The sequence below is a fragment of the Microbacterium sp. LMI1-1-1.1 genome, assembly GCF_040815675.1.
Taxonomy (GTDB): domain Bacteria; phylum Actinomycetota; class Actinomycetes; order Actinomycetales; family Microbacteriaceae; genus Microbacterium.
In genome coordinates this window covers 520,097-543,650 of record NZ_JBFPNN010000001.1, presented here as the reverse complement: position 1 = coordinate 543,650, position 23,554 = coordinate 520,097, and the positions used below count along the sequence as shown (strand labels likewise).

At 71.3% G+C, this 23,554-nt stretch carries 27 protein-coding genes, 1 tRNA gene and 1 other RNA gene; 11 read left to right on the top strand and 18 right to left on the bottom strand.

The annotated features are described in order from the left end of the window. Window positions 1-24: 24 nt before the first annotated feature. A complete protein-coding gene (locus tag MRBLMI1_RS02505; RefSeq protein WP_367726560.1) occupies window positions 25-567 on the top strand; it encodes a TetR/AcrR family transcriptional regulator in 543 nt (180 codons plus the stop codon). Window positions 568-672: 105 nt separating this feature from the next. Here the strand turns inward: MRBLMI1_RS02505 and serA are convergent, their stop codons facing one another. From serA to otsA, 9 genes are all read right to left on the bottom strand, one after another. Then, window positions 673-2,277, bottom strand: coding sequence for a phosphoglycerate dehydrogenase (gene serA / locus MRBLMI1_RS02500; protein WP_367726559.1), 1,605 nt, complete (start codon window positions 2,275-2,277; stop codon window positions 673-675). A 313-nt stretch (window positions 2,278-2,590) separates the two neighbouring features. Continuing rightward, window positions 2,591-2,944: a bacitracin resistance protein gene (locus MRBLMI1_RS02495; protein WP_367726558.1), complete on the bottom strand. Its 354-nt coding sequence runs from the start codon at window positions 2,942-2,944 to the stop codon at window positions 2,591-2,593. After that, complete coding sequence (locus MRBLMI1_RS02490; protein WP_367726557.1) at window positions 2,941-3,495, bottom strand: DNA polymerase III subunit gamma/tau; 555 nt, start codon at window positions 3,493-3,495, stop codon at window positions 2,941-2,943. The genes MRBLMI1_RS02495 and MRBLMI1_RS02490 overlap by 4 nt, the downstream gene beginning before the upstream one ends. A gap of 286 nt (window positions 3,496-3,781) precedes the next feature. Continuing rightward, on the bottom strand, window positions 3,782-4,807 hold the full coding sequence (gene ilvC, locus MRBLMI1_RS02485) for a ketol-acid reductoisomerase (protein WP_367726556.1): 1,026 nt from the start codon (window positions 4,805-4,807) through the stop codon (window positions 3,782-3,784). A 64-nt stretch (window positions 4,808-4,871) separates the two neighbouring features. Next, window positions 4,872-5,381 carry an acetolactate synthase small subunit gene (gene ilvN / locus MRBLMI1_RS02480; RefSeq protein ID WP_367726555.1) on the bottom strand — a complete coding sequence of 170 codons (510 nt, stop codon included), beginning with the start codon at window positions 5,379-5,381 and terminating at the stop codon, window positions 4,872-4,874. Between the two features lies 1 nt (window position 5,382). Next, complete coding sequence (locus MRBLMI1_RS02475) at window positions 5,383-7,188, bottom strand: acetolactate synthase large subunit (protein ID WP_367726554.1); 1,806 nt, start codon at window positions 7,186-7,188, stop codon at window positions 5,383-5,385. A gap of 42 nt (window positions 7,189-7,230) precedes the next feature. Beyond that, window positions 7,231-8,949 (bottom strand): dihydroxy-acid dehydratase, encoded by a 1,719-nt coding sequence (gene ilvD / locus MRBLMI1_RS02470; RefSeq protein ID WP_367726553.1) that lies wholly within the window; start codon window positions 8,947-8,949, stop codon window positions 7,231-7,233. 9 nt (window positions 8,950-8,958) lie between these two features. Continuing rightward, window positions 8,959-9,738, bottom strand: a complete 780-nt coding sequence (gene otsB, locus MRBLMI1_RS02465; RefSeq protein ID WP_367726552.1) for a trehalose-phosphatase — start codon at window positions 9,736-9,738, stop codon at window positions 8,959-8,961. After that, window positions 9,735-11,264: an alpha,alpha-trehalose-phosphate synthase (UDP-forming) gene (otsA, locus tag MRBLMI1_RS02460; protein ID WP_367726551.1), complete on the bottom strand. Its 1,530-nt coding sequence runs from the start codon at window positions 11,262-11,264 to the stop codon at window positions 9,735-9,737. The genes otsB and otsA overlap by 4 nt, the downstream gene beginning before the upstream one ends. Before the next feature lie 134 nt (window positions 11,265-11,398). On the opposite strand from otsA, the gene MRBLMI1_RS02455 reads away from it, so the two are divergent. Continuing rightward, window positions 11,399-11,653 carry a hypothetical protein gene (locus MRBLMI1_RS02455; RefSeq protein ID WP_367726550.1) on the top strand — a complete coding sequence of 85 codons (255 nt, stop codon included), beginning with the start codon at window positions 11,399-11,401 and terminating at the stop codon, window positions 11,651-11,653. Between the two features lie 75 nt (window positions 11,654-11,728). Here MRBLMI1_RS02455 and MRBLMI1_RS02450 read toward each other — a convergent pair whose 3' ends face one another. Genes MRBLMI1_RS02450 through MRBLMI1_RS02440 form a run of 3 tightly spaced genes read right to left on the bottom strand, consistent with a single transcriptional unit; the run spans window position 11,729 to window position 14,337 of the window. After that, entirely contained in the window at window positions 11,729-12,913 is a 1,185-nt protein-coding gene (locus MRBLMI1_RS02450; RefSeq protein WP_367726549.1) for an acetyl-CoA C-acetyltransferase, read from the bottom strand. After that, on the bottom strand, window positions 12,910-13,563 hold the full coding sequence (locus MRBLMI1_RS02445) for a CoA transferase subunit B (RefSeq protein ID WP_367726548.1): 654 nt from the start codon (window positions 13,561-13,563) through the stop codon (window positions 12,910-12,912). The genes MRBLMI1_RS02450 and MRBLMI1_RS02445 overlap by 4 nt, the downstream gene beginning before the upstream one ends. Window positions 13,564-13,566: 3 nt before the next feature. Then, window positions 13,567-14,337 carry a CoA transferase subunit A gene (locus MRBLMI1_RS02440; protein WP_367726547.1) on the bottom strand — a complete coding sequence of 257 codons (771 nt, stop codon included), beginning with the start codon at window positions 14,335-14,337 and terminating at the stop codon, window positions 13,567-13,569. Between the two features lie 108 nt (window positions 14,338-14,445). On the opposite strand from MRBLMI1_RS02440, the gene MRBLMI1_RS02435 reads away from it, so the two are divergent. The 6 genes from MRBLMI1_RS02435 (at window position 14,446) to MRBLMI1_RS02410 (ending at window position 19,135) form a co-directional block, all read left to right on the top strand. Next, a complete protein-coding gene (locus tag MRBLMI1_RS02435) occupies window positions 14,446-15,264 on the top strand; it encodes an IclR family transcriptional regulator (protein ID WP_367726546.1) in 819 nt (272 codons plus the stop codon). A 43-nt stretch (window positions 15,265-15,307) separates the two neighbouring features. Then, a complete protein-coding gene (locus MRBLMI1_RS02430; RefSeq protein WP_367726545.1) occupies window positions 15,308-15,808 on the top strand; it encodes a MarR family winged helix-turn-helix transcriptional regulator in 501 nt (166 codons plus the stop codon). Then, window positions 15,805-17,034 (top strand): MFS transporter, encoded by a 1,230-nt coding sequence (locus MRBLMI1_RS02425; RefSeq protein ID WP_367726544.1) that lies wholly within the window; start codon window positions 15,805-15,807, stop codon window positions 17,032-17,034. Before MRBLMI1_RS02430 ends, MRBLMI1_RS02425 begins: the two co-directional genes overlap by 4 nt. A gap of 156 nt (window positions 17,035-17,190) precedes the next feature. Further along, window positions 17,191-17,718, top strand: a complete 528-nt coding sequence (locus MRBLMI1_RS02420) for an NUDIX hydrolase (protein ID WP_367726543.1) — start codon at window positions 17,191-17,193, stop codon at window positions 17,716-17,718. Window positions 17,719-17,819: 101 nt separating this feature from the next. Further along, a complete protein-coding gene (locus MRBLMI1_RS02415; RefSeq protein ID WP_367726542.1) occupies window positions 17,820-18,413 on the top strand; it encodes a sulfite oxidase-like oxidoreductase in 594 nt (197 codons plus the stop codon). Continuing rightward, on the top strand, window positions 18,410-19,135 hold the full coding sequence (locus MRBLMI1_RS02410; RefSeq protein WP_367726541.1) for an FAD-binding oxidoreductase: 726 nt from the start codon (window positions 18,410-18,412) through the stop codon (window positions 19,133-19,135). Before MRBLMI1_RS02415 ends, MRBLMI1_RS02410 begins: the two co-directional genes overlap by 4 nt. A gap of 177 nt (window positions 19,136-19,312) precedes the next feature. On the opposite strand, the gene MRBLMI1_RS02405 is transcribed toward MRBLMI1_RS02410, so the two are convergent. The 3 genes from MRBLMI1_RS02405 to MRBLMI1_RS02395 all read right to left on the bottom strand — a co-directional run bounded on the left by MRBLMI1_RS02405 (window position 19,313) and on the right by MRBLMI1_RS02395 (window position 20,096). Continuing rightward, window positions 19,313-19,696: a cupin domain-containing protein gene (locus tag MRBLMI1_RS02405; protein ID WP_367726540.1), complete on the bottom strand. Its 384-nt coding sequence runs from the start codon at window positions 19,694-19,696 to the stop codon at window positions 19,313-19,315. A gap of 16 nt (window positions 19,697-19,712) precedes the next feature. Next, the gene (locus tag MRBLMI1_RS02400) at window positions 19,713-19,904 is read right to left on the bottom strand and encodes a hypothetical protein (protein ID WP_367726539.1); all 192 of its coding nucleotides are present in this window, start codon (window positions 19,902-19,904) and stop codon (window positions 19,713-19,715) included. 119 nt (window positions 19,905-20,023) lie between these two features. Further along, window positions 20,024-20,096 (bottom strand) — tRNA-Lys (locus tag MRBLMI1_RS02395). A 229-nt stretch (window positions 20,097-20,325) separates the two neighbouring features. On the opposite strand from MRBLMI1_RS02395, the gene MRBLMI1_RS02390 reads away from it, so the two are divergent. Together MRBLMI1_RS02390 and MRBLMI1_RS02385 are read left to right on the top strand one after the other, a co-directional pair. Beyond that, window positions 20,326-21,087, top strand: coding sequence for an inositol monophosphatase family protein (locus MRBLMI1_RS02390; RefSeq protein ID WP_367727549.1), 762 nt, complete (start codon window positions 20,326-20,328; stop codon window positions 21,085-21,087). After that, window positions 21,087-21,659 carry a hypothetical protein gene (locus MRBLMI1_RS02385; protein ID WP_367726538.1) on the top strand — a complete coding sequence of 191 codons (573 nt, stop codon included), beginning with the start codon at window positions 21,087-21,089 and terminating at the stop codon, window positions 21,657-21,659. Before MRBLMI1_RS02390 ends, MRBLMI1_RS02385 begins: the two co-directional genes overlap by 1 nt. A gap of 191 nt (window positions 21,660-21,850) precedes the next feature. On the opposite strand, the gene MRBLMI1_RS02380 is transcribed toward MRBLMI1_RS02385, so the two are convergent. Together MRBLMI1_RS02380 and MRBLMI1_RS02375 are read right to left on the bottom strand one after the other, a co-directional pair. Further along, window positions 21,851-22,120, bottom strand: coding sequence for a hypothetical protein (locus MRBLMI1_RS02380; RefSeq protein WP_367726537.1), 270 nt, complete (start codon window positions 22,118-22,120; stop codon window positions 21,851-21,853). 27 nt (window positions 22,121-22,147) lie between these two features. Continuing rightward, a complete protein-coding gene (locus tag MRBLMI1_RS02375) occupies window positions 22,148-22,336 on the bottom strand; it encodes a hypothetical protein (RefSeq protein WP_367726536.1) in 189 nt (62 codons plus the stop codon). Window positions 22,337-22,419: 83 nt separating this feature from the next. Between MRBLMI1_RS02375 and MRBLMI1_RS02370 the strand changes: the two genes are divergently transcribed. Continuing rightward, window positions 22,420-22,959 (top strand): YaeQ family protein, encoded by a 540-nt coding sequence (locus tag MRBLMI1_RS02370; protein ID WP_367726535.1) that lies wholly within the window; start codon window positions 22,420-22,422, stop codon window positions 22,957-22,959. Window positions 22,960-23,044: 85 nt separating this feature from the next. Here the strand turns inward: MRBLMI1_RS02370 and ssrA are convergent. Then, window positions 23,045-23,414, bottom strand: a transfer-messenger RNA (tmRNA) gene (gene ssrA / locus MRBLMI1_RS02365). Between the last annotated feature and the right edge of the window lie 140 nt (window positions 23,415-23,554).

Sequence of the window (23,554 nt, the reverse complement as noted above, 5' to 3'; positions counted from 1 at the left end):
TGCCGCCAGTACGATCGAGAGGCCATGAGCAGACCGCCTCACGCCCGCGACGCCGTCCTCGACGCGTTCACCCGCATCCTCGTCGACGACGGCGAGAGGGCGGCGACGATGGATGCCACGGCGAAAGCGGCCGGCGTGTCCAAGGGCGGGCTGCTCTACCACTACGCCTCGAAGAGCGCGCTCGAGGAGGCCCTCATCGCGCGGCTCGAGACCCTCGCCAAAGACGACGTGGACGAGATCGAGCGGTCGACCGAGGGCGTGATCGCCGCCCACCTGCGGTCGTCGCAGAACACCGGGTCGCCGTTGGACCGCACGATCCTGGCCGTGTCCCGCCTCGCGCAGAACGGCGACGACGCGGCATCCGCCTCGCTCCGCCGGGTGCGCGAGCTCTGGGAGGACAGTCTGCGGCCGCACACCCGCGACGAGACCGCGCTGCAGATGGTGCTGCTGGTCAGCGACGGCCTCTACTTCAACGCCGTGCTGGACCTGAACGCCGTCGCCGGCCCCGCGCTCGCGGGCAAGGACCTCGACGCCCTCATCGCCGCCGTGGTCGCCGCGACGACCTGACCGTCCGGCTCGGACCGGCTGTCCGACCCCGGCCCGACGGCGACGGCGGGAACACCGCGGGCCGCACCCCCGGAGGAGTACGGCCCGTCGATCGGTCGGAGCGGGTCAGCTCTCGACGATCTCGATCTGACGGAACAGGTCGGCGTTGGTCGCCTGACGCATCGACGACAGGATCTCGTCGGGCACCGGCGAGTCCACCGTGAGGACCGAGAGCGCGCGGCCCGTGGCATCCGGTCGGGCGACCTGCAGGCCCGCGATGTTGATGCCCGCCTCGCCGAGCTCCTGACCGTAGATCGCCACGATGCCGGGACGGTCCGCGTAGCGCATGACGATGTGGTGCTGCTCGATCGGCACCTCGATGTCGTAGCCGTTGATCTCGACGACCTTGGGGACCATGCGGGTGCCGGCGAGGGTGCCCGCGACGGTGAGGGTCGACCCGTCGGCGAGCGTGCCGCGGAGGATCGTGATGTTGCGGTAGAGCGGGCTCTCGGCCTCGACGATCAGGCGCGCCTCGACACCGCGCTGCTCGGCGAACAGCGGCGCGTTGACGTACGACACGGTCTCGCTGACGATGCGGCTGAAGATGCCCTTCAGGGCGGCGAGACGGTACACGCTGACGTCGTAGGCGGCCAGCTCGCCGCGCACCTCGATGTCCAGGCTCGTCAACGCGCTGTCGGCGAGGCCGCTGAAGAACTGACCCAGCATCTCGACGAGGGCGATGCCCGGCCGGACGAACGGGTCGATCGCGCCGCCGGCGACGTTCACGGCATCCGGCACCAGGTCGCCCTCGAGGGCGAGCTTGACCGAGCGGGCCACCGAGACGCCGGCCTTCTCCTGCGCCTCCTCGGTGCTGGCGCCGAGGTGCGGGGTCACGACGACGTTCGGCAGGTCGAGGAGCTTGCGGGCCGGGCCGTCCTGCGCGGGCGGCTCGGTGGAGAAGACGTCGAGGCCCGCGCCGGCGATCTCGCCGGTGGTGAGCGCCTCGTGCAGCGCCTCCTCGTCGATCAGGCCGCCGCGCGCGACGTTGATGACGTAGGCGGTCTTCTTCATGCGGCGCAGCTGCGCCGTGCCGATCATCCCCGTGGTCTCGGGGGTCTTGGGCATGTGGATCGTGACGAAGTCGCTCTGGTCGAGCAGCTCGTCGAGCGAGACGAGCTGGACGCCGAGCTGCTGCGCACGGGTCGCGGTGACGTAGGGGTCGTAGGCGATGACGCGCATGTCGAACGCCTGCAGGCGCGCGGCGATGAGCGCGCCGATGCGACCGAGGCCGATGATGCCGATCGTCTTCTCGAAGAGCTCGGTGCCGGTGAACGAGCTGCGCTTCCACAGCCCCTCGGCGAGGGAGGCGTGCGCGGCGGGAATGCGGCGCGCGAGGCTCAGCACGTGGCCGACGGTGAGCTCGGCGGCGGAGATGATGTTCGAGGTCGGCGCGTTCACGACCATAACGCCCGCGGCCGTCGCGGCCTTGATGTCGACGTTGTCGAGACCGACGCCGGCGCGGGCGACGACCTTGAGCGACGGCGCCGCGGCGAGGGCCTCGGCATCGATCTGCGTGGCCGAGCGCACGAGCACCGCGTGCGCGTCGGCCAGAGCCGACAGCAGCGCGGGGCGGTCGGTCCCGTCGACGTTGCGCACGTCGAAGTCGGGGCCGAGCGCGTCGATCGTGGCGGGCGAGAGTTCTTCGGCGATGAGCACGACGGGCTTCGTCACGGATGCGTCCTTCGAAACGGTGCACGGGGAATCGGCGCACCTCGCGGCGAACCGGCCCGGGGCCGGACGCACGACCCGGTGGGCCGGTGCCAGCCTAGCGCGGCCCCGCCGGATGCCCGGACCGCGTGACGCGGGATGCCGGTCCCGGTCCCCTGCCGCGCGTCCTCAGGCGCTGCCGGTCGGCGCTCCGCGGCGCAGAGCCCACCCCCAACGGGCAGCGCCCGCCCCGCCGCGCGTCCTCAGGCGCTGCCGGTCGGCACTCCGCGGCGCAGAGCCCGGCCCCACGGGCAAGCGCCCGCCCCGCCGCGCGTCCTCAGGCGCCGTAGAGCGAGTACGAGGTGGCGCCGTAGCCGACGATCGCGAGCCAGAACGCCGCCGAGAGCGTCAGCCCCGCCAGCAGGACGAGGGCGAACTCCCCCACGCGCCGCTTCCATCCCAGGGCGAACGCGACGCCGAACGCGGCCAGCGGGAAGACGATCGGCAGGATGTATACGAACCAGCCGAGCCCCGTCAGCCCGAACGAGCCGGATGCCTGTCCGACGAGCAGCGCCAAGGCGCTCCACACGATGTAGGCGTAGAACAGCCCGAAGATCGTCGCGACGGCGACGACGACCCAGCGGGGCAGCCGGCGGCCCGAGGCGCCCCGGGCGGAGGTGTCGGCGCTCATACGAGGGCTCCCGTCGACAGGTACGGCCACGGCACCAGCAGCACGATGCCGACGATGAGGATGACGAAACGCAGCCACGTCGCCTTGCGGCGGGTGAGAGCCAGCGTGGCGACGAACCAGACCGGCGGGGCGAGGGCGGCGCCGATGGTCAGGGCGACCAGCGCGACGTCGTCGACCGGCAGCCCGGCGTCGAGCAGCCGCAGCCCGGCGACGAGCCAGCCGACCGCGAACAACAGGAACGTCGCGGCGACCATGCCGATCCCGACGAGACCGGCGTTGCCCATCGCCCCGGACGGACGCGCGTCGTCGGCGTCCTCGCGGGGCCCGGCATCCGTGGCATCCGGGGCCTGCGGGGCGGTCGGGACATCGGATGCCACCGGGGCCGGCGCCGCGTCGACGGATCGCGTCGACGCCGGGGAGGGCACCAGCGGCTCGGGCTCCTCCGCGACCGGAGGGCGCGTGCGCGGCGGCGTCTGCTCGCCGCGGACGTCGAGGGTCGGGTCGTCGTCGCCGTCCCACGACAGGGCGTCGTCATCGCGCGGTGTGCTCACCCGTCCACGGTAATGGCGCCCGGGCGGTTCGGCCGGGATCGGCGCGGGTCTTGCGCGAAGCCCCGTGGACGGCCCCGGACCGCGGGGTCCCCCGGCGGGAACGCCGAACGCCCCGGGCCGTGACGGCGCCGGGGCGTTCGGGCGAGGGTCAGCGCGCAGCGCTGCCCACCGCGATCGCCTGGGCGATCGCTATGGATGACGCAGCCTCCGGCGGAGGTCAGCGCGCAGCGCTGCCCACCGCGATCGCCTGGGCGATCGCTATGGATGACGCAGCCTCCGGCGGAGGTCAGCGCGCGGCGCTGCCCTCCGTGTAGTCGCTGTCCTGCTGCTTCCAGGCGAACAGGCCGCGGAGCTCCTTGCCGGTGGCCTCGATGGGGTGACCCTGCTCCTTCTCGCGGAGCTCGAGGAACTCGGTGGCGCCGTTGTCCTGGTCGTCGATGAAGCGCTTCGCGAATGCGCCGGACTGGATGTCCGCGAGGACGGCCTGCATGTTCTTCTTCACGTCGGGCGAGATGACACGGGGGCCGGAGACGTAGTCGCCGTACTCGGCGGTGTCGGAGATCGACCAGCGCTGCTTGGCGATGCCGCCCTCCCACATGAGGTCGACGATGAGCTTGAGCTCGTGCAGCACCTCGAAGTAGGCGATCTGCGGCTGGTAGCCGGCCTCGGTGAGCGTCTCGAAGCCGTACTGGACGAGGTGGCTCATGCCACCGCACAGGACGGCCTGCTCGCCGAACAGGTCGGTCTCGGTCTCCTCGGTGAAGGTCGTCTTGATGACGCCGGCGCGCGTGCCGCCGATGGCCTTGGCGTACGAGAGGGCGGTGTCCCAGGCCGAGCCCGACGCGTCGCGCTCGACGGCGATGATGTCGGGGATGCCGCGACCGGCGACGTACTCGCGGCGCACGGTGTGGCCGGGGGCCTTCGGGGCGACGAGGATGACGTCGACGCCCTCGGGCGCGTCGATGTAGCCGAAGCGGATGTTGAAGCCGTGCGCGAAGGCGAGGGTCTTGCCCGCGGTGAGCTTGTCCTTGATGGACTCGGCGAAGATCGAGCGCTGGTGCTGGTCCGGCGCGAGGATCATGATGAGGTCGGCCCACTCGGCGGCGTCGGCGACGCTCTTGACCTCGAAACCGTCCTCCTGCGCCTTCGCGGCCGACTTCGAGCCGTCCTTCAGCGCGATGGCGACCTCGACGCCCGAGTCGCGGAGGTTCTGCGCGTGCGCGTGCCCCTGCGAGCCGTAGCCGACGATGGCGACCTTCTTGCCCTGGATGATCGAGAGGTCGGCGTCGTCGTCGTAGAAGATCTCTGCCATGAGGATGTTTCTCCTTGTGTTCTGGCCCCGTCCCGGGGCCGCTGGTGAGGGGAAGTGGGGAAGCTCAGCCGCGCAGGACGCGCTCGGTGATGCTCTTGCCGCCGCGGCCGACGGCGAGGAGGCCCGACTGGGCGAGCTCCTTCACGCCGAACGGCTCGATGGCCTTGAGGAAGGCGCCGACCTTGCCGGAGTCGCCGGTGATCTCGATCACGATCGCGTCCGGGGCGTAGTCGACGACGGACGCGCGGAAGAGGTTCACGACCTCGAGCACGTTCGATCGGGTGGCGTTGTCGGCGCGGACCTTCACGAGCACGTGCTCGCGCTGCACCGATGTCGCTGCATCGAGCTCGACGATCTTGATGACGTTGATGAGCTTGTTCAGCTGCTTGGTCACCTGTTCGAGCGGCAGGCCCTCGACGTCCACGACGACCGTGATGCGGGACAGCCCCGGCACCTCGGTCACGCCGACGGCGAGCGACTCGATGTTGAAGCCGCGGCGGGCGAACAGCCCGGCGACACGGGTCAGCAGACCCGGCTTGTCCTCGACGAGGAGGCTCAGCACGTGCCTCGACATGTCAGTCCTCCTGCCCGTCGAACGACGGCGAGTGGTCGCGGGCGTACTGCACGTAGCTGTTGCTGACGCCCTGCGGCACCATCGGCCACACCATGGCATCCGCGCTCACGACGAAGTCGATGACGACGGGGCGGTCGTTCGTGTCGAGGGCGAGCTGGATGGCCGCGTCGATCTCGTCCTCGCGCTCCACGCGGATGGCGAGGCAGCCGTACGCCTCGCCGAGCTTGACGAAGTCCGGGATGCGACGGGTGCCGTGGCCCGTGTTGAGGTCGGTGTTCGAGTGGCGACCGTCGAAGAACAGGGTCTGCCACTGCCGCACCATGCCCAGCGACGAGTTGTTGATGACGGCGACCTTGATCGGGATGTCGTTGATGACGCAGGTGGCGAGCTCCTGATTGGTCATCTGGAAGCAGCCGTCGCCGTCGATCGCCCACACCACGCGGTCGGGCTGAGCGACCTTCGCCCCCATGGCCGCGGGGACCGCGTATCCCATCGTGCCGGCGCCGCCGGAGTTGAGCCACGAGTTGGGACGCTCGTACTTGATGAACTGCGCGGCCCACATCTGGTGCTGCCCGACGCCGGCGGCGTAGACGCCCTCCGGTCCGGTCAGCTCGCCGATGCGCTGGATGACGTGCTGCGGCGACAGGAGGCCGTCCGTCGTCGGGGTGTACCCGAGCGGGAACTCCTCGCGGAGGCCGTTCAGGTAGGTCCACCACTCGCTGTAGTCGACCTCGTTCTCGGCCGCGGCCGTGCGGAAGGCGGCATCCAGGTCCACGAGGACCTCGCGGAGGTCGCCCACGATCGGGACGTCGGCCGTGCGGATCTTGGAGATCTCCGCCGGGTCGATGTCGACGTGCACCACCTGCGCGTGCGGAGCGAACAGCGACGCCTTCCCCGTGACGCGGTCGTCGAAGCGGGCGCCGAGCGAGACGATCAGGTCGCTCTCCTGCAGCGCGAGGACCGCCGGCACCGTGCCGTGCATGCCGGGCATGCCCAGGTGCTGCTCGTGCGAGTCGGGGAACGCGCCGCGGGCCATGAGCGTCGTCACGACCGGCGCACCGGTCGCCTCGGCGAGCACCTTCAGCTCGGCGGAGGCGTTCGAGCGGATGGCCCCGCCGCCGACGTACAGGACGGGCTTCTTCGCGGTGGCGAGCAGCTGCGCCGCCGCCTGGATCTGCTTGCCGTGCGCCTTGGTCACCGGACGGTAGCCGGGCAGGTCGATCTTCGGCGGCCACACGAACGGCGCCTCGGCCTGCTGCGCGTCCTTGGTGATGTCCACGAGCACGGGGCCGGGACGACCGGTGGAGGCGATCTCGAACGCCGCGGCGATCGCGCCGGGGATGTCCTCGGCGGTCTTGACCAGGAACGAGTGCTTCGTGATCGGCATGGTGATGCCGACGATGTCCGCCTCCTGGAAGGCGTCCGTCCCCATCAGGGTCGAGAACACCTGGCCGGTGATGCACACGAGCGGCACCGAGTCCATGTAGGCGTCGGCGATCGCGGTGACGAGGTTCGTCGCGCCCGGACCGGACGTCGCGATCGCGACACCGGTGCGCCCGGAGGCGGCGGCGTAGCCCTCGGCCGCGTGACCGGCGCCCTGCTCGTGGCGGACGAGGATGTGGCGGACGTGCTCGTCGTCCATGAGCGGGTCGTAGACCGGCATGATCGCGCCGCCCGGCAGACCGAACACGTCGGTGACGCCGAGCAGGTCGAGCGAGCGGACGACCGCCTGCGCACCCGTGAGCACGGGCGCAGGAGCGGTGCGGGCGGGAGGCCGGGGAACGGCCGGTGCGAATTCGGCGGACATGGTGATACCTCGGAACCGGGAGAAGGTGAGTCGGAGCGGCCGTCAGCCCGTGACAGCGCCCTCGGCAGCGGAGCGCACGAGCTTGGAGTACTTGGCCAGGACGCCACGGGTATAGCGCGGAGGAAGGGGCTCCCAGCCGTCACGGCGGGAGGCGAGCTCGGCCTCGTCGACGATCAGGTCGAGCGTGCGAGCAGCGATATCGACCCGTATCAGATCACCATCGCGCACGAAGGCGATGGGACCAGCGTCCACCGCTTCGGGAGCTATGTGGCCGATGCACAGCCCGGTTGTGCCGCCTGAGAATCGACCGTCCGTCAAGAGTAGTACATCTTTTCCGAGGCCCGCGCCCTTGATGGCCGCCGTGATGGCGAGCATCTCGCGCATGCCGGGGCCGCCCTTCGGACCTTCGTAGCGGATCACCACGACGTCGCCGGCGGCGATCTCGCCCGCCTCCAGCGCGTCCATCGCGCCGCGCTCGCGCTCGAAGACGCGCGCGGGACCCTCGAAGACGTTGCCGTCGAAGCCGGCCGACTTCACGACGGCGCCCTCGGGAGCCATCGACCCGTGGAGGATCGTGATGCCGCCGGTCTCGTGGATGGGGTTGTCGAACGAGTGGATGACCTTGCCGTCGACCGGGTCGGGGTTCAGGTCGGCGAGGTTCTCGGCGAGGGTCTTGCCGGTGACGGTCAGCGCGTCGCCGTGCAGCAGTCCCTCGTCGAGCATGGCCTTCATGATGACCGGGATGCCGCCGTGCCGGTCGACGTCGTTCATCACGTACTGGCCGAACGGCTTCATGTCGGCGACATGGGGCGTGCGGTCGCCGATGCGGTTGAAGTCGTGGAGGTCCAGCTCGACCTCGGCCTCGTTCGCGATCGCGAGCAGGTGGAGGACGACGTTGGTCGAGCCGCCGAGCGCCATGGCGAGGGCGATGGCGTTCTCGAACGCCTCCTTCGTCAGGATGTCGCGCGTGGTGATGCCCTGGCGCAGCAGGTTGACCACGGCCTCGCCCGACCGGTGGGCGAAGTAGTCGCGGCGGCGGTCGGCGGACGGCGGGGCGGCCGAGCCCGGCAGGCTGAGCCCGAGCGCCTCGGCGACGGACGCCATGGTGTTCGCGGTGTACATGCCGCCGCACGCGCCCTCACCGGGCGCGATGGCGCACTCGATGCGATTGAGGTCGGCCTCGCTCATCTTGCCGGCGAGGCACGCGCCGACGGCCTCGAACGAGTCGATGATCGTGACGTCCTTCTCGGTGCCGTCCGAGAGCTTGACCCAGCCCGGAGCGATCGATCCGGCGTAGAGGAACACGCTCGACAGGTCGAGACGGGCGGATGCCATGAGCATGCCCGGGATCGACTTGTCGCAGCCGGCGAGGAGCACGGAGCCGTCGAGGCGCTCGGCCATCATGACGGTCTCGACGCTGTCGGCGATGACCTCGCGGGAGACGAGCGAGAAGTGCATGCCCTCGTGGCCCATCGAGATGCCGTCGGAGACGGAGATGGTGCCGAACTGCAGCGGGTAGCCGCCGCCCGAGTGGACGCCCTCCTTGGCGCCCTGCGCGAGACGGTCGAGGCTGAGGTTGCAGGGGGTGATCTCGTTCCAGCTCGACGCGATGCCGATCTGGGGCTTGTCCCAGTCCTCGTCGCCCATGCCGACGGCGCGGAGCATTCCGCGGGAGGTGGTGGCCTCGATGCCATCGGTGACGACGCGACTGCGGGGCTTGATGTCGAACTCGCCGGTGTTCGGATTCTGCGGTGCGGGCATTCTCGAAGTCTATTGCGCGTGAGCGGCGCGCTGACGCGCGACGGCGCCCAGCAGGTCGACGAAGGCGTCGATGTCGGGCACGCTCAGCGAGGCCGCCGTCTCTCCCCCGCCGACCCGGACGCCGAGGTCGCCCGGCTCGAGGCTCCGCAGCGCGTCCTCGTCGGTGACGTCGTCGCCCGCGAACAGCACGGCCGTGGCGCCGGTGCGCTCGCGCAACGTACGGATCGCGCTGTCCTTGCCCTCGTGACGGAACGAGAACTCCAGGATGCTGTGCCCCGTACGACGGCGCCAGCGAGGCGCGTGCTCCGCGACCAGGCGGTCGGCCAGCTCCCGGGCGGCGCGTTCGTCGGCGGCATCCGCGGTCCGGGTATGGATGCCGAACCCGAACTCCTTCGGCTCGACCCAGACCCCCGTGAGGCCCTCCGTGCCGGTCTCGAGCTCGGCCCGGAGGCGGTCGCGCAGCGCGAGGTCGGCGGCGTCGTCCGCGGTCTCCTCCGGTCCGCGCCCCGGGACCCAGAACTGCACGCCGTGCGACGCCGCCAGCCACAGCGGGGAGGCGTCATCGTGCTCGGCGATCTCGCGGAGATGCCCGAGGGAGCGTCCCGAGACGAGCGCGACCACCGTCTGCGGGAGGGCCGCGAGGCCATCGACGACCTCGCGGGCGCCGGGGGTCATGCGCGCGGTCATGGGGTCGTCGACCAGCGGCGACAGCGTGCCGTCGAAGTCGAGCGCGACCAGCAGCTCCGCCGTGGTCGAGACGGCCTCGACGGCGGCGTCGGCGGCCGTCACCGGTCGTCCTCCGCGCCGTCCTCGGAGGCACGATCGGCCTCCGCGGCACGGTCGGCCTCGGCGGCGGCGGCGGACCGCGCGGACGCCTCGTCGGCGGCATCCCCCGCCGCGACCGCCGCGTCGGCGCTCGAGCTGCGCTGGTGGAAGGCCGTCAGCGCGTCGAGGAACTCCTGGGACCAGTCCTCCACATCGTGCTCGCGGACGCGCTTCCGCAGGGCCCGCATGCGGCGACCCTGCTCGGCGGAGGGCATCTCGATGGCGCGCACGATGGCATCCTTCAGCCCGTCGATGTCGTGCGGGTTGATGAGCAGTGAACTCCCCATCTCGTCCGCGGCGCCGGCGAACTCGCTGAGCACCAGCACGCCTCGGTTGTCCACGCGACTGGCGACGTACTCCTTGGCGACGAGGTTCATGCCGTCGCGGAGGGCGGTGACGAGCATGACGTCGGCGGCGAGGAACAGCGCCACCATCTCCTCGCGCGGGTACGACTGATGCAGGTACCGGATCGCGGTGTGCGTCGTGGTGTCGTAGTCGCCGTTGATGCGGCCGACCGTCATCTCGATCTCGTCGCGCAGCTGCATGTACGCGTCGACGCGCTCGCGGCTGGGGCTCGCGACCTGGACGAGGGTTGCGTCCTCGACCGAGGCGCGGCCGTCCTCCAGCAGCTCCCCCCACGCCTTCAGGCGGTGGCCGATGCCCTTGGTGTAGTCGAGCCGGTCGACGCCGAGGAGGATCTTGCGGGGGTTTCCGAGGCCCTCGCGGATCTCGCGGGCGCGCTGCTGGATCTCGGGCCGCTGCGCCAGCTCGATGTAGGAGTCGGCGTCGATCGAGATGGGGAAGGCGCGGGCGAGCGCGGTCCGCGTCCCGCCCTCCTCGGGGACCAGGATGCCGCTCGCCTTGGTCTCGTAGCGGAGCTGGCGGCGCACCGCACGGGCGAAGTTGCCCGCGTCGGCGACGCGCTGGAACCCGATGACGTCCGCACCCAGCAGGCCCTCGAGCACCTGCTTGCGCCACGGCAGCTGCGCATAGAGGCCGTAGGCCGGGAACGGGATGTGGTGGAAGTAGCCGATGGTGACGTCGGGACGGATCTCGCGCAGCATCTTCGGGACCAGCTGCAGCTGGTAGTCCTGCACCCAGACGATGGCGTTCTCGGATGCGACGGCGGCGGCCGCCTCGGCGAAGCGGCGGTTCACGCGGACATAGGCGTCCCACCAGGCCCGGCGATACGTCGGCGCGGCGATGACGTCGTGATACAGCGGCCAGATCGTGTCGTTCGAGAAGCCCTCGTAATAGTTCTCGACGTCGGCGGCGGACAGCGTCACCGGCACGAGGTGGGTGTCCTCGAAGTCGAACGGCTCGAGCTCCAGGTCGGGCTTGCCGCCCCATCCCACCCACGCCCCGTCGAGGCGGCGCATGACGGGCTCCAGGGCCGTCACGAGCCCTCCGGGGGACCGCCGCCACCCCTCGCCGTCGGTGCGATCGACGGGCAGACGGTTGGCGACGACGACGAACTCGGCCCGGGTCACAGGTCCTCCTCGGTAGCGGTCTCCTCAGGCTAACAGCGGGTCCGCGCGGGCCCCGGGGATGGCCGGGATGCGCTACGGCCCCGTCACTGTCAAGGCTGCAGCGACCCGGCGGCGCCGCTCGATAGGTTGTGACCATGCGTCAGTACATCTTCGGAACGGGTCTCCTCAGCGCCATCACCGGTGGCATCACACTGCTCCGCGCGCTGCGGAACGACGAGCCCTTCACGTGGCGCACCGCCCTGGCCTGGCTGAGCTGGGGCATCACCCTCGCTCTCGCCGTCGGCGCCGTCGTGGACACGCGTCGCGCCCGCCGCGGCAAGGTCATCTCCGGCGACTCCCCCGTCGCCAAGAAGCAGCAGAAGCTGCTCAAGAAGCGTCTGGCGCGCTGAGCGCCCCCGACGGACAGAAGGGATGCCACGGCCTCGGGCGGTGGCATCCCTTCTGCGTCTGCGGGGAGGCGGGCCTCAGCGCGTGAGGATCAGCGCATCGCCCTGACCGCCGCCCCCGCACAGGGCGACCGCCGCGGTGCCGCTCCCCCGCCGGACGAGCTCGTGCACGGCGTGGACGACCAGGCGGTTCCCGGACGCGCCGATGGGATGGCCGATCGCGATGCCCCCGCCGTGCGGGTTGACGACGTCGTCGGACAGTCCCAGCTCGGCCTGCGAGCGGGCCACGACGGCGCCGAAGGCCTCGTTGATCTCGACGAGATCGAGGTCGGATGCCGCGATCCCCTGCTTCTGCAGGGCCCGGGCGATCGCGCGGGCGGGCTGGTCGTGCAGGGAGTTGTCCGGACCGGCGACCTGCCCGGCCGCGCCGACGACGGCGAGGACGTCCCAGCCGTGCCGCTCGGCCACCGCGCGCGTCGTCACGACCACGGCGGAGGCGCCGTCGGAGATCTGGGACGCGTTGCCGGCCGTGATCGAACCGCCCTCTGCAAAGGCCGGCCGCAGCCTGGCGAGCGTGTCGACCGTGGTGTCGGCGCGGATGCCCTCGTCGGCCGCGACGACGACCGGGTCACCCTTCCGCTGGGGGATCTCGACCGGGACGATCTCCGCATCGAAGGCCCCGTCTCGCTGCGCGGCCGCCGCACGCTGGTGGGAGCGGGCGGACACGGCATCCTGGGCCTCGCGCGTGACCCCGTACCGCCCGTTGGCGCGCTCCGTCGAGGCGCCCATGCTCTCGCGGTCGGAGGCGTCGGTGAGGCCGTCGAAGGCCATGTGGTCCAGCACCTCGACCGAGCCGTAGGCGTACCCCTCGCGGGAGTTCATCAGGAGGTGGGGGGCGCGGGTCATCGACTCCATGCCCGCAGCGACGACGACCGTCGCGTCGCCGAGGCGCAGCATGCGGGCGGCGTCGATGACCGCGGTGAGGCCGGAGAGGCACACCTTGTTGACCGTCGCCGCGTGCACGTCCCACCCGATTCCCGCCGCGATCGCGGCCTGGCGGGCGGCGTTCTGCCCGGTGCCGGCCTGCAGGACCTGACCGACGAGCACGGCGTCGACGACCTCGGCCGGGACACCGCCGCGCTCAAGGGCCCCGCGGATCGCGGCGGCCCCGAGCTGAACGGCCGTCAGCGGGGCGAGCTGCCCCTTCAGACGACCCTGCGGGGTGCGGGCGGCGGCGACGATCACGACGTCTTCCGGGTTCATCGGGTGACCTCCTCGGTGAGTCTCACGGTGAGCGGGGGCTCGGTGGCATCCCGCACCTCGTCGACCGTCACCCCGGGGGCGACCTCGACGAGCACGAGTCCATCCTCCGTCACGTCGATGACGGCGAGGTCGGTGATGATGCGGTCCACGACCCCGCGTCCGGTCAGCGGTAGCGAGCAGGCGGCGACGATCTTGGGGCTGCCGTCGCGCGCGACGTGCTCCATCAGCACGATCACGCGCGCCGCCCCGTGGACGAGGTCCATGGCGCCGCCGGGCCCCTTGACCATCTTCCCGGGGATCATCCAGTTCGCGAGGTCCCCGGACGCCGACACCTGCATCGCTCCGAGGACGGCCGCGTCGATCTTGCCGCCGCGGATCATCCCGAAGCTCAGCGCCGAGTCGAAGAACGCCGCCCCGGGCAGCGTGGTCACGGTCTCCTTGCCGGCGTTGATGAGGTCGGGGTCGACCGCGTCCTCGGTCGGGTACGGGCCGACGCCGAGGATGCCGTTCTCGGACTGCAGGACGACGCCGACCCCCGGCGGCATGTGGTTCGGCACGAGCGTGGGCAGGCCGATGCCGAGGTTGACGTAGGCGCCGTCGGGCAGCTCGCGGGCCGCGCGGGCGGCCATCTCGATGCGGGTGAGGGCCATGGCTCAGGACTCCGTCCGGACGGTGCGCTTCTCGATGCGCTTCTCGATGCGGGCGCCCACCGCGACCACACGGTGGACGAAGACGCCGGGCAGGTGCACGTCGTCGGGGTCGATCTCCCCCGGCTCCACCAGCTCCTCGACCTGGGCGATGCAGACGCGCCCGGCCATCGCAGCGAGCGGGTTGAAGCTGCGGGCGGCCTTGCGGAAGACGAGGTTGCCGTGCCGGTCGCCCTTCCACGCGTGCACGAGCGCGAAGTCGGTGGTGATGGCCTCCTCGAGCACGAACTCGCGTTGCTCGCCCCCGACCTCGAAGACGCGGACGTCCTTCGGCGGAGAGGCGACGGCCACTCCCCCGGCGCCGTCGTAGCGCTGCGGCAGGCCGCCCTCGGCGACCTGGGTGCCGACGCCGGTCTGCGTGTAGAACGCGGCGATGCCGGATCCGCCCGCCCGGAGCTTCTCGGCGAGGGTGCCCTGCGGCGTGAGCTCCAGCTCGAGCTCGCCGGCGAGGAACTGCCGCTCGAACTCCTTGTTCTCCCCGACGTACGACGACGTCATCTTGCGGATCCTGCCCGCGCCGAGCAGGACGCCCAGGCCCCAGTCGTCCACGCCGCAGTTGTTCGACACCACGGACAGGTCGCGCGTCCCCTGCGCGAGCAGCGCCGTGATGAGCGCGATGGGGTTGCCCGAGAGGCCGAAGCCACCGACGGCGAGCGAGGCCCCGTCGGGGATGTCGGCGACGGCGTCGGCGGCCGAGGCCCAGGTCTTGTCGATCACGCGAACTCCTCTGTACGGCGTCCCCTCATCCTGTGCGCGCCCCCGGGTCCGCGTCGCGTCGGGGCTTGTCATATGGATGCCGCCTCCCCTAGCGTCCACATCGTGGACATGGCATCCAGGTCTCCCTCGTCGCGGACGGCGCCCGGCGCTCCCCCGGAACAGACGGTGCCCGGTGCACAGGCCATCGCCCGGGCCGCCCGCCTTTTGCGCCTCGTGACCGCCGCCGGGACCTCCGGAGCGCCGGTCGGCGATCTCGCCGCCGACTCCGGCCTCACCCGCCCGACGACGCACCGCCTGCTGTCGGCTCTCCGCGCCGAGGGGCTCGTGGACCGCGACGACGCGACCGGACGCTGGCTGCCCGGCCCGGAGCTCTACCTCATGGGGTCGGTCGCGGCGTCGCGCTTCGACGTCACGAGCGTGGCGCGCGACGTCGTGCGCTCGCTCGCCGTCCGGACGGAGGAGAGCGCGTTCCTCTCGGTGCGGCGCGGGGACGAGACCGTCTGCCTCCTGCGGGAGGACGGGAGCTTCCCCATCCGGTCGCATGTGCTGTCCGAGGGGGTGCGGTTCCCGCTCGGGGTCGCCTCGGCGGGACTGGCCATCCTGTCCTTCCTGCCGCCCCAGGATGTGGACGCCTATCTCGAGCGGCAGGGCGATCTCGCCGGACGCTGGGGGGCGGCGCACGCGCCGGCGCGGCTGCGGACGCGACTCCGCGAGACGCAGGCGCGCGGCTACGCGGTCAACGCCGGCCTCATCGTCGAGGGCAGCTGGGGGCTGGGCGCGGCGGTGTTCACGCGTCAGGGCGACCCGCAGTGGGCGCTCAGTCTCACCGGCGTCGAGTTCCGCTTCTCCGGCGAGCGGCAGGCCGAGCTGGGCCGCATCCTCCTCGCGCACGCGCACCAGCTGTCGACGAGGATCGGCTCCCGCTGAGCGGTTGGATACCTACGTTATATACCTGCGGTATGCTTTTCGTATGACCCGCGACGACGATCTGCAGAGACTGATCCTCGCGGTGCACGCCTTGACGCGCATCGCGGCCATCGACACCCACACCGACGCCCCCGCCGCGCAGTGGCGCACGCTGACGCTCCTGCGCGACCACGGACCGCAGCGCCTCGGCGACCTCGCCACCCTCAGCCGGGTGAGCCAGCCGGGCATGACCCGCCTGATCGGGCAGATGGATGCCGCGGGCCTCGTCACCCGCAGCGCGCACCCCGACGACTCGCGGGTCAGCGTGGTCGGCGCCACCGACGCCGGGCTCGAGGCTCTCGCGCGGTGGTACGACGTGTTCCGCGACGCCCTCGCGCCGTACGTGGCCGATCTGACGGACGCGGAATGGGATGCCGTCGCCGTCACCGCCGCGGCCCTCGGCACTCGTGTCGGCGGGGCAGCCGGGGCCTCGGGCGCCGCTCGCGTCGATGCGGCAGCCGGGGCCTCGGGCGCCGCTCGCGTCGATGTGGAGGTCGTCCGGTGAGCGCCGCCGCAGAGAAGACCGGCGTCTGGCGCCAGCCGGCGCAGGTGTGGGCCGTCGCGTTCGCGTGCGTCGTGGCGTTCATGGGCATCGGTCTCGTGGACCCGATCCTCCCCGCGATCGCCGACGCCCTGCAGGCGAGCCCCGTGCAGACGGAGCTGCTGTTCACGAGCTACCTCGTCGTGACCGGCCTCGCGATGCTCGTCACCAGCTGGATCTCGAGCCGCATCGGAGCGAAGGCAACGCTGCTCGTCGGTCTCGGCCTCATCGTCGTCTTCGCGTTCCTCTGCGCCGTGAGCGGCAGCGTCGACGCGGTCATCGGCTTCCGCGCCGGGTGGGGCCTGGGCAACGCGCTGTTCATCTCGACCGCGCTCGCCACGATCGTCGGCGCCGCCTCCGGCGGCAGCTCGGCCGCGATCATCCTGTACGAGGCCGCGCTCGGCCTCGGCATCGCCATCGGACCGCTCCTCGGCGGCATCCTGGGCGAGGCGAGCTGGCGGGGCCCGTTCTTCGGCGTCGTCGCGCTGATGGCGATCGCGTTCGTCGCGGTGCTCGTCCTGCTGCGGGGACCGCAGCCCGCGCGGCAGCCCATCCCGTTCAGCGCACCGTTCCGGGCACTCCGCCGTCCCGCGCTGGCGATCCTCGCGGGGACCGCGCTCTTCTACAACATCGGCTTCTTCACGCTGCTGGCCTTCTCGCCGTTCCCACTCGGCTTCGGCGCGATGGGCATCGGTCTGACGTTCTTCGGCTGGGGTGTCGGACTCGCGATCACGAGCGTCGTCGTCGCGCCCGTGCTGCTCCGTCGTCTGCGCCTGACCACCGTCCTGCTGATCGCGCTTCCCCTGCTGGCGCTCGACCTGCTGGCGGCGGCTGTCGTGGTCGAGTCCCCCGTGGGGCTCGTGATCTGCATCATCGTCGGCGGGCTCGTGCTCGGCGTGGTCAACACCGCCCTCACCGAGGCCGTGATGGAGGCCACCGACCTCCCCCGGTCCGTGGCCTCGTCGGCGTACTCCGCCGTCCGGTTCCTCGGCGGCGCGATCGCTCCCCCGCTCGCGGCGTTCCTGTGGCACGCCGCCGGCGCCGGCGTCCCCTACGTCGTCGCCGCGGTCGCGGTGGTCGTCTCGGCCGCCCTGATCCTCGTCGGACGCGGACGTCTCGCCCACATCGACCGAGGCCACGCGGATGCCGCGGACGAAGGAGCCGCCGTCCTGATCGGCGACGCCGCCTGATGCCCGCCCGCCCGCCCCGCCGAGAGCACACGTTCGGTCCGAGAGCACACGCTCTCGCCTGCCGGAGCGTGTGATCTCGGCGGGATCGCGTGATCTCGGCGACAGCAGGGGCGCGCCCATGGCCCGCCGTCGCGGCGGGTGCGGCAGGATGTGCGCATGGCCGATGACGAGATCTGGGACGTGACCGACATCCACGGTGTACCGACCGGCGTTCTGCATCGTCGCGGCGACGGCCCGGTGGCTGCCGGCACGTTCCACGTCGTGGCATCCGTCTGCGTGGTGGGCGGCGACGGGCGCGTCCTCCTCACCCTCCGCGCGCCGGGCAAGGAGTACCCCGACGCCTGGGAGTTCCCCGCCGGCAGCGCCCTCCGCGGCGAGAGCAGCCGCCGGGGCGCCGCGCGCGAGCTCGAGGAGGAGACCGGCCTCGCGATCCACCCCGACGAGCTCGTCCTCGTCGGACGCGTCATCGAGGAGCGCGCCCTCTTCGACCTGTGGGTCGCGCGCGTCGACGGCGAACCCGAGGTGGCGCCGGATCCGGAGGAGGTCCAGGATGCCGCCTGGGTCACCCTCGACGAGGTCCACCGGCGCTGGCACGCGGACCTCTTCGCCGCTCCCTGGAACGCGCGCTTCGAGCAGCTGTGGGACGACCTCGTCGCCCGCGTCGAGGACGCGAGCACACTCTGAGGGCCCGGCGCATCGTTCCGCCCCGCTCCCCCGCAACCCTTCCCCGCTCCGCCGTCGACCTGATGGGATGGATGCCACGCGTACGACGACGGGAGGGCCGGATGGCCGTGTTCACTCGAGGCTTCGGCGGGCGACGACGAGAGTCGGACGACCGCCTGCCCCCGGGCCAGTATCTGACCGAGGACTTCCCGGTGCTGTCGGCCGGACCGACGCCCCGGGTGTCCACCGACGAGTGGCGCTTCACCGTCCTCGCGATGGACGGCGTTCAGACGTCCTGGTCGTGGGACGAGCTGCAGGCCCTCCCCATCGACGACATCACCACCGACATCCACTGCGTCACGCGCTGGTCCAAGCTCGGGACCCGCTGGCGTGGCGTGTCGCTCGACCACCTCCTCGAGCACGCCGGACCGGAGGGCACCCACGCGATGGTGCACTCGTACGGCGGGTACACGACGAATGTGCCACGGGCGGACCTGTCGGCGGGCAAGGCGTGGGTGGCGTTCGAGTTCGACGGCGAGCCGCTGGCCCCCGAGCACGGCGGCCCGGCGCGCCTCATCGTCCCGCACCTCTACTTCTGGAAGTCCGCGAAGTGGGTGCGGAGCATCGAACTGCTGCCCGCCGACCGACCGGGCTTCTGGGAGCAGAACGGCTACAACATGTACGGCGACCCCTGGAAGGAGGAGCGGTACTGGTGACCGGCGCGCAGGACTGGCTGGTCGGCACGATCGCCGAGACCCGCCGGGTCACCCGGCACGGGTCCGTCCTCGGCATCGACCTCCCCGGCTGGCCCGGCAACCTGGCCGGGCAGCACGTCGACGTCCGCCTCACCGCCGAGGACGGCTACCAGGCGACACGCTCGTACTCCCTCGCGTCCTCCGGCCCGGGGTCGCGCGTAGAGCTCGCGGTCGACGAGGTGGTGGACGGCGAGGTCTCCCCCTACCTCGTCCAGGAGGCGCGACCCGGCGACCAGCTCGAGATCCGCGGTCCCATCGGACGGTACTTCGTCTGGACGCCCGACGTCGCCGACCCCGTCCAGCTCGTCGCGGGCGGCTCCGGCATCGTGCCGCTCCTCGCGATCGCCCGCGCGCACGCGCAGTCCGACTCGACCGCACCGATGCGCCTGCTGTACTCGGTCCGGTCCCGCGAGAACGCGCTCTACGCGGACGAGGTGGATGCCGCCGGCACCTCCTCCTTCCGCACGGACTGGGTCTACACCCGAACCGCCCCGCCGGGAGCATCTCGGCCTGTCGGTCGGATCGACGCCGCGACGGTGGCGGCATCCACGATCCCCGCCGCGGAGCGGCCCCTCGTGTTCGTGTGCGGTCCCACCCGGTTCGTCGAGACGGCCGCAGACCTCCTGCTCGCGGCCGGCCACGCTCCCGACCGGGTGCGCACCGAGAGGTTCGGCGGCGCGTGACGAGGGAGGGATGGATGCCACCCCCACTGCTCCCGCACACCCGCTGTCGCTCCCGGCGCCGCTCCCTCCGGGGGCGGAGGACGATGTCCGCGCTACAGCTCCTCCGGGCGGGAGTTCGCCTGACGCGGGCCTGCCGGATCCGGCTCCGCGGCGACGTCGCCGACCTGCGGCACCTCGCTACGCGAAGTCGCCGACCTGACGCTCGACGGGCACGGAGCGGTCGGTCGTCACATCGCCGGTGTGCGCGGTGGTCACCGTCTCGATGAGGACGATCTCGACCTCGGACTCGGCGATGGGGTTGTGGCGTACGCCGCGCGGAACGACGAAGAACTCGCCCGGGTTCAGGACCACCTCGTCACCGCCCTCGAGCTGGATGCGGAGCGTGCCCGACACGATCAGGAACATCTCGTCCTCGTCGTCGTGGGCGTGCCAGACGAACTCTCCGAGCAGTTTCGCGACCTTGACGTACTGGTCGTTGACGCGGCCGATCACCCGGGGCGTCCAGTGAGCCTCCACCTGCTGCAGTTCGGCCGCGATGTCGACGCCGCGAAGAATGCTCATGTCCCCATTCTCGCGGTCATTCGGAGACCGTCCAGAGGGACGGCTCCGCGCCGACGGTACGAGTTCGCTGCAGGATGACGTAATCGACGCCGGGGTGCGAAGCGATCCATCGCCGCGCATCCTCGAGCGTCATCACTTCCTCAGAGGGCGGCTCGTCGCCGTTCTTCTCCGACCAGTGATGCGCGAACTGCACGCGGTACTCGATCACCCCGTCACGGTAGCCCCGTTCAGCCCGGAATACGACCTCCCACCGAGGAGAGCCGATGCTGTCGACGACGACGAAAAGCCCCCTCCCGCGACACGCGCGGAAGGGGGCTTTCCCAACTGTGCACCCCCTGGGACTCGAACCCAGAACCCACTGATTAAGAGTCAGTTGCTCTGCCGATTGAGCTAGAGGTGCAGATGACTCGCTGCATTTTTTCAGCGGCGAACCGAGGAATGACATTACCAGGCGTGATGCGCGCACGCCAAATCGGCCCATCCGCGGCGGTTATCCTCGAAGGGTGCCCCGCACCGACCCCTCCTCCCCGGCCGACGCCTCCGCCCCCGGACGCACGCCCGACGCCCCCGGACACGCGGACGTCCCCGACGGCGACACCTCCGCCTTTCTCGACGACCTCGCCCTCGCCCTGCGCCTGGCCGACGCCGCCGATGCGGTGGCGATGGCCCGCTTCGACAGCGACGACCTCCGCATCGACACGAAGGCGGACGCGTCCCACGTCACGGAGGCCGACCTCGCGACGGAACGGGCCATCCGCGCGATCCTCGACACGGAGCGCCAGGACGACGCCGTCCTCGGCGAGGAGTACGGCACGTCCGGCGACACCTCCCGCCGCTGGGTGATCGACCCGATCGACGGTACGCACAACTACATGCGCGGCATCCCCGTCTGGGCGACCCTGATCGCCCTGACGGTCGACGGCGTCCCGCAGGTGGGCGTCGTCAGTCAGCCGGCGCTCGGGCGGCGCTGGTGGGCGGCCGTCGGGCATGGTGCGTGGACCACGACGGCGACCGGCGCGGAGCGCCGCATCCACGTCTCCGACGTCGACGACATCGCGCGGGCGAGCGTGAGCTTCCAGAGCATCGAGCAGTGGGACGACGTCGACCTCCTCCCCACCCTCACGCGCCTCACCCGCGCCGTCTGGCGGGATCGCGGCTACGGCGACGCCCTGCCGTACATGTGGCTCGCGGAAGGCCGCCTGGAGCTCGTCGCCGAGTTCGACGTCAAGGAGTACGACATCGCCGCGATCGCCCCCATCGTCCGGGAGGCGGGCGGACGGTTCACCGCCTTCGACGGGTCGGACCGCCTGGATGCCCTGTCCTCCCTCGCGACGAACGGTGTGCTGCACGAGGCCTTCCTGGACCTCCTCCACGAGCGGAACGGATCCTGATGACCCCCCGTCGCCTCCTCGCCCCCGCAGCCGCGCTCCTGGTGGCCTCGGCCGTGCTCGCGGGATGTTCGTCGTCCGCTGCGCCCGAGACCGCGCCCAGCATCGCCCCCAGCGACATCCCGTCGTCGCCGGCTCCGGAGGTCACACCGAGCGCGTCCGCCCCCGTCGGCGATCCCACGTGCGACACGATCATCCCCGCGGCGACCGCGGAGGACTTCACGAGCCTCGGCTGGTCCGCCCAGATGGAGCCCTTCCGCATCGGCTCGCTCGAGCTCGCCGACGGCATCCAGTGCAAGTGGGGCGACCAGACCATCGCCACCGACCGCGTGCAGGTCTTCGGCTGGGCACCCATCGACGAGACCGACTCCGCCTCCGCGCAGCGCGAGCTCGTGGCATCCGGATGGCGAAGCGAGACCACCAGCAACGGGATTTACGTCACCGAGAACCCCGACTGGGCCATCTTCACGGACGCGGACGGATACGGGATCACGTACCTGTTCGGCGACGGCTGGGTGAAGCTCGCCGACACCCGGCAGAGTCTCGTCCTGGTCGAGTGGCCGCCGGTCGCCTGACCGCAAGGCCGCATCCTCCCCCCGGGCCCATCGACTGTCAACCCCGTGCGGTCGTCATGCGTATCGACTTAGCGTGATCCGTGTTGGGACGGTCGTCTTCGTTCCGCGCCCCTTGCACTCGGAGGGGTCCGTCCCGGCAGCATCCTGATCGAGGCCCCCGGCGCAGCATCTGCGACCGGGGGCGTCGTACGTCAGCCGCGGTAGGGGTTCGGGTCCTCGCCGCCGCCGCGTCCGGCCGCGAATCCCTGGTCCCACGCGTCGCCGCGACCCTCGACGTCCCGCCAGATCGCATCCGCCTGCAGGACGCGGTGCGCGAGGGCGACCCAGTCCGACCACCCCGACGAGATCCCGGATGCCGCCTCCGCGCCGCCGCGGGACGACGACAGCGTCCACTGCCCGTGGCCGTCCGGCTGCAGTTCGATCGGCCCGACGTCGATGCGCAGCGACCGCGGGTCAGCCACGGGCGACCCCGAGGTCCGTCGTCCGGCTCACATGCCACCGCCGAGTCGGGTCCAGGCGGCCTTGCCCTCAGCCCGTCGGCTGGCCTGCGCCGGAGTCAGCCCCGCGGAGCCGCCGGCCCGGAGCGTGTCGTCGCGCACCGGGGAGGTGCGGCGGCGCCCCCGACGGATGACCGCCCAGGAGGCGGCGAGCAGAACGAGGACGATCACAGCACCCATAGTGCGAAGGTAGGACGGCCGGCGTCGCCTCGGCAAGGGTCGTGATGCGGGGTGCAGGTCGAGCCCGCGTAGGCTCGACCCTCGTGGCTATCGGCGCGACCATGCATTCCTTCACCGTGCAGCTCTCCGACGTGGATCGGGGCGTGTACGACGAACTGGCGCTGCGCGTCGCACGGCATCCGTCCGAGACCGCCGCGTACATGCTGACCCGCATCCTCGCCTACTGCCTGGAGTACGAGGAGGGCATCGCGTTCAGCGAGGGCGTGGCCGCCACTGACGAGCCGGCGGTGCTCGTCCGGGACCTGACGGGTGCGGTCACCGCCTGGATCGAGGTGGGTGCTCCGGATGCCGCCCGCTTGCACACCGGCAGCATGCTCGGCGCGCGTGCGGTCGTCTACACGCACCGCGACCCGGACAAGGTCGCCGCCGCGTGGACGGGGAAGCGCATCCACCGGGCCGAGGACGTACTCCTCCACAGCTTCGAGCCGGGGTTCGTCGAGCGCATGGCCGAGGCCGTCGAGCGCCGCAGCACCATGACCCTCACCCGCACCGAGGACAGGGTCTACGTGGACCTCAACGGCACCGCCGGCGAGAGCGACATCACCACCCGCTCCGCCGCCTGACCCCGACACACGACGACGCCCCCGTCTCACCAAAGTGGGACGAGGGCGTCGCGGGTAACCCTCTTGAGAGAGTCGTGACAGTGGCTCGTGGAGCTGGGGGGAATCGAACCCCCGTCCAACGCTGGGTCTCCGCGTTTTCTCCGGGCGCAGTCTGTGCAGACGTTCTGCTCGGCCCCGACCTTTGTCACAGACACCTAAGTCGACGGGCCCAGCCTGGGAAAAGTCCCGCGTGACGTCCAGACGCCGTTACGCAGCAAGACCCCTAAATGACGCCAGGATCCGTGGCGGGGTCACACACGGTCTGACGGACTATCGGGCTCGCTTACGCAGCGAGGGCGAAGTCAGTGCGCTTAGCATTGGCACTTATTGGTTTGCAGGGAGCGTTTACGAGATAACCCCACATCCTCGGCCCGCTTCTCGCGGGTTCGCAGGCGCTGTCGAAACCGATCAGCCCCGGGAACTCCGTGCAGGAGCGGCCACTGTCACTCTGTGTAGTTACCAATCGGATGCCGGGCACCCGAGCATCACAGCCTACAACGGATCAGGGCCCGGAACCATTCCCGTGGCTCGGTGGACCGTCCTCTTGTTCCGCGTG